We start from the raw sequence: 4993 nt of genomic DNA, 5'->3' as shown, positions 1-4993 counted from the left end.
CCTGCTCCATTTCTACCCAGACTTCTCCGGATTTTGTTCCCTCTATTCCTTCCTGGTATTTCTTCATCAAGGCGTTCCATTCGACAGCACGCGGGTTGTCCTTTGTTGTCAGTGGATTAAGCTGGTCAAGCGATTTCCCTTTCGGGATACTGATGACGAGCAAAAGCTGCCTGCCGGTGCGGAATACCAGGAGCTGCTGAAAATCCGCATTGCAGAAGCCTTTTGAAACTTCGGGCCACTTATTGAACTGGGTCGCATGGTATTCCATGTATTCTTTTTGAAGAGTCCCGTCTACAGTGAGGTTGGCGGTCAGCAGTACATGATCCCATTCGGAAGCAGCGGCACCGCCTGTACAGCGGTCTTTCTTTGAAAAAACATAAAAAGGAGTTTCGTAAGCTTTCACTTCGGCATCCGGAAACTTTTCGGCGAATTTCTTCTGCATCTTCTCCGAATCATTCAAAAAGTCGTCAAAGATCACCACCCGGTTGTTCCATTGATAAATGGAATTGGATGCAATGCCGTGCTGCCTGCACACCTCTTTTATAAATGCTCTATCCAGGGGTTTACCCTCCTTTCCGGCAATCTCAATCGCCCTGGGCTTTGCGCCCTGGCCTTCAATATGTGAATAAACGGAATTAATCTCTCCCGATACAGGAGCGATGTATTTCAACAAATGCTTATGTTTAACCTGCAAGCCTGCGGCCAGCCTGATGCTGTCGGCAACCTCGGGGCCATTATTTTCCCAAACGTTTCCCGGTCCGTTCGCATTCTGCAAAAACTTCCCGGCAGGACACCAGTTGTCTTTAACCGTAAAATAAGCCGATCCCTCGTCTGTATACAGGTAAAACCAGTGATGAGGATCATGAGAGTACGACGCTTTATAAATGCTGTCAACGTAGTTTTCTGTAATAGATGAACCTGGCTGCGCGGACAAAGTATATATGCCGGCCACATCATACATCTGACGCCCATAACGGTGAATCCGGTTTGCCCGGATGACATTGTTCCGCATGACATTGATATCCTTTGTCCAGCCCCATCCGACGGAAATTCCTGAATAGGCTATTTCACTTATGTCATTATGCTCAATTTTGATATCTCTTACAAATCCGGCCCCAATGCCCACACATCCCCAGTCTTCATTCGTAACATCCGTAATGAGATTATTCACAATTTCTGTCCCGGCAGTTACTTCCCTTAAATCAGCAGGGTTGTAAGCAAGATGAGATTCAAAGGCCTCATCAGAAAATGTTCCTGCCAGGATAGCGTTGCCGCCAATATCTTTAAACAGGTTTCCTTCAATCCTGTCATTCAGGTTTCCTCTCTTCAGGTCAAGGCCGGTAGAAGCAAGATGCTCAAAATTGCATCCTTCAAACACCGTGTGATTACTAAAACTTACATCAACGGCAGATTCCGGCCTTCCTACCCAACCCTGATTTTCAAGGTTCTTCTTTTCAGGAGTACCCGCCACCTTCAGCTTGTAGGCATCCAGCAAATACATCCCGGCCTGTAAAGGGACATGCCCGGCTTTAGATGGCCTCAGCCACCCCGTATGATGAAATGCAATATCTTTAAAAGTGATATAAGAAACGGGCCTTTCTGCTGTTCCCCGGATCTTCACGAGGGTCTCCAGAACAGGAACAACAACTTCTGCCTTAGCCATGTCCTCATCTTTACGTGGCCAGTAATATATTTTCCTGTTTTTCTTATCCAGGAACCATTCACCCGGTTCATCCAGGAACTGTATTGCATTACTCAGGAAAAAAGCGGAGTTTCCTGTCTTTTCCGATATCCAGGGAGCAGGCCAGGGATGTTCCGACTGTATATGACTTTCCGGCTGATAGAAAGAGAGACGGGCGCTTTTTCCCTCCGGCTCAATCGTCTTAACTCTCAGCATTGCGATTGCCCACCATTGATGGATGAACATCTCAAGACCTTCTGCATTTTCGAGGCCTTTGACCTGCGGCAATGGAATCCGGCAGCTTTCAGAAGCCTTGTCCCATGACAATATCCTGTTCATTTGCGGAGCATTTACGTCCCGTGCTCTTACCGCCTTCCGGTTATTTACCCACAGTTGCCTGAAATTCAGCAGGTCGCCGCCTGAAACGGGAGCGTCGGCCACCCAAACATTTCCCTTTGCTTTCTCCGGCAAGCCCGGAATTACAGCCGCCGCCTTCCGCCACGCTTTAATGCCTATACCACCACTCAGCACTGCTCTTCCGCCAGCCTCCGACCTGATAATGGTAGGACTTGATGGTGTCCCCGAATCTTCGGGCCTTACGAATATCGGCTCAGACAGGTTATATGTGCCTTTCTTTAAGATAATCTGGATGCCACCGGCAACAGAAGGGTCATTTAACCGCCGGAGTTCACGAGCCATCCTCAGCGCTATACGAGCACTGGCGACCGGCTTTTCCTTAGTTCCCGGATTTTTGTCATTACCCGTCGGGGAAACCCAGATCTCTGCGGCTGTCGCACTCAGTCCCCATGCTAATGAAAGCACCGCAACAGCTATAAAGATATTTTTTCTAATCAGACTTGTCATCTTCAGTATGTTTCTGTGCCTGAACTTTGTTTATCTTGATTTTAAGGTAATAACCGATGAAGCAAGTCCTTCGGCAACAGCTTCAAGGGTAATAGAACCCTGTTTTTCCGTTGCCTGAACAATGGCAAGACATAAACCATTGTATGCCTTACGGCGATCTGCATTAAAGGGCTCCATACTTGCCTGGTAACCGTTATCTACTCCGGCAATAAAGCCTTCTCCCCTGACTTTAAATTTCACCAGGTTATCAGCCCGGGGAACGAGGTTCCCGTCCTGATCGAGTATGCGGACCGTCACAAACGACAGATCCCTGCCGTCAGCTTTAATCTCTTTTCTGTCTGCTACCAACTCAATTTTCGCAGGCTTTCCGGCAGTTTTCACTTCTTTTACAAGCACCTCTTTTCCGTCACGGCGGGATACGGCCTTCAGAATACCGGGCTCATATTTCACCCTCCACATCACATGCAGATCATCCCCCTCTTTTTTCTTCACTCCCAGTGATTTTCCGTTCAGGAATAATTCCACCTCGTCGGCATTATTGTAATATGCCCAAACATCTACTGTCTTTCCATCCTGCCAATTCCAGTGAGGCAGAATATGGAGAACAGGCTTGGCTGTCCATTCACTCCGGTACATATAATAAGCATCCTTCGGGAATCCGGCCAGATCGAAGATCCCAAAATAGGAGCTTCTGGCAGGCCATGGATACGGAATCGGCTCTCCGAGATAGTCGAAACCAGTCCATATGTACAGCCCCGAAATATGATCAAGCTTCTTCACCTCTTTCCAGGTTTCCTCATGAGTAGATCCCCAGTAAGCCGAAGCATTATCATAAGCAGAAACCGTATAATCCGCATTTCCGTCCGTCAGTTTGGTCTTGCCGTCTTTTGGCCAGCGCCGGATACTGTCTGACGGCATATCATAATGTCCGCGGGTTGCAATAGCTGAGGTCGTCTCAGAAGCAATAAACTTGCGATGACCGAAAGTTACAGGCAGGCTATCATACTTTGAATGATTATAGTTGAACCCAAGAACATCCAGGGCTTTTGCCTGGAAAAGGAAGTTTTTTTCAGGGTTCATCTCGGTGAGTGCAGAAGTCACCGGTCTCGTCTGATCAAGCTTCTTTACTATCGAAACAAGCTCGCGGGTAATCCTGATCCCGGTACTGTCAAACTGCTCCCTGATCTCATTTCCCACGCTCCACATAAAGACGGATGGGTGATTTCTGTCGCGCTTAATGTGGTCTTCGAGGTCTCTCTTATGCCATTCAGGAAAATCAAGATGATAATCTTTAGAGTTCTTCTTTTTCTTCCACATGTCGAAAGTCTCATCCATGACGATGAAGCCCATGCGGTCACACAGGTCCAGCAACTCAGGAGCAGGAGGATTATGAGCTGTCCGGATTCCGTTACATCCCATTTCCTTCAGCAGTTCAAGCTGACGCTCCATAGCTCTCACGTTAACAGCAGCACCCAGGGCTCCGAGATCGTGGTGATTACAAACACCCAGGATCTTCAGGGACTTGCCGTTTAAACTGAAGCCTTTCTTTTCGTCGAATGAAAAATAGCGGATACCAAAAGGAGTGATATAACGGTCTGTCAGTTTCTTTCCATCATAAACTTCTGTAACAGCCTGGTACAGATAAGGACGATCCACAGACCATAATACCGGATTATTTACCTGAATCTCCTGGTTAAGAGTTGCGGTGTTGCCCGTAATATCCTGTGAAAAGACATTCCTCCCTGCTTCCTTTCCCTTTTCATCCAGCACGAATGTTTTCAGCGTAACTTTAGCTGCGCTGCCTGTGTTCTTAAGTGAGGTTTCAACGACCACTTTTGCCGATGAGGTACTTACCTCCGGGGTCGTCACATAGGTACCCCATAATCCCACATGCAGTTGGCCTGCCGTTTCCAGCCAGACATTTCTGTAGATCCCGGATCCGGAATACCATCTTGAATTGGGCTGTGCTGAATTATCAACCCTTACTGCAATCACATTCCATTTCCCGATATTAAGGTACGGAGTTAAATCGTAACTGAACGAGATATAGCCGTTAGGTCTTTTACCCAGCAATTTGCCATTGATCCAAACTTCACTGTTCTGATATACCCCATCGAAAACAACAGATACATTCTTTCCTTTAGAGGATGAAGGAACAATAAAACTCTTGCGATACCAGGCTATTCCCGTAGGCAGCGCCCCGCCTTCGGGCTTTGCAGGATTAAAACTGCTGAAGTCTCCCTCAATGCTCCAGTCATGCGGCAGGGTCAATGCCCTCCACCAGGCATCATTATACTCTGCTTTTGACGCGTCCTTGTTGTCTCCCGCAAAAAACTTCCACCCTTTGTTGAACGACTCCCTTGAACGTCCGTCCCTCTGGCCATAAACCATTATTGGCACAATCAGGAAACACAGAAAAAGATATTTTAAATTAAGCATGTTTTTTAA

General features: G+C 47.3%; 2 protein-coding genes. Both read right to left on the bottom strand.

Annotated features, from left to right (window positions below):
• Window positions 1–2545: L-rhamnose mutarotase (locus DDR33_RS09530; protein ID WP_109415758.1), on the bottom strand; the 2545-nt coding region annotated here is incomplete at its 3' end.
• A gap of 30 nt (window positions 2546–2575) precedes the next feature.
• Entirely contained in the window at window positions 2576–4984 is a 2409-nt protein-coding gene (galB, locus tag DDR33_RS09525; RefSeq protein ID WP_109415757.1) for a beta-galactosidase GalB, read from the bottom strand.
• Window positions 4985–4993: the final 9 nt, after the last annotated feature.

It is taken from the genome of Pararcticibacter amylolyticus (genome assembly GCF_003130405.1).
Classification (GTDB): Bacteria; Bacteroidota; Bacteroidia; order Sphingobacteriales; family Sphingobacteriaceae; genus Arcticibacter; species Arcticibacter amylolyticus.
The sequence above is the reverse complement of the archived record's forward strand: the minus strand, read 5'-3'. Positions and strand labels throughout refer to the sequence as shown.